The organism is Mesorhizobium sp. M8A.F.Ca.ET.207.01.1.1 (assembly GCF_004794715.1).
In the GTDB taxonomy this organism is placed as follows: Bacteria; Pseudomonadota; Alphaproteobacteria; order Rhizobiales; family Rhizobiaceae; genus Mesorhizobium.
Genome location: NZ_SRUS01000621.1, coordinates 1 through 278, shown reverse-complemented (window position 1 = coordinate 278; position 278 = coordinate 1). Strand labels below are relative to the sequence as shown.

1 protein-coding gene is annotated in these 278 nt (G+C 67.3%); it reads left to right on the top strand.

Annotation, left to right across the window (positions count from 1 at the left end; genetic code table 11):
• The coding region (locus tag EN850_RS36100) for an alanine:cation symporter family protein (protein WP_136093108.1) at window positions 1-278 on the top strand (278 nt) is incomplete at both ends.

Sequence of the window (278 nt, the reverse complement as noted above, 5' to 3'; positions counted from 1 at the left end):
CATGGGCAGTTGGGCGCAGCCGGCCGCCGAGGCGGAAGTTTCGCATCCGGTCAAGCAGGGCCTGGTGCAGTCGTTCTCGGTCTACATCGACACGATGGTGGTGTGCAGTGCGACCGCCTTCCTGATCCTGTCCACCGGCCTGTACAACGTCTACGACCCGGCGGTGAACGGCATTCCCGATGACGCGCGCCTGCTGCTGGGCAATCTGCCCGGCGTCGAGGCCGGGCCACGCTTCGTGCAGCATGCGGTGGAATCCGCGCTGCCGGGCTTCGGCCGTT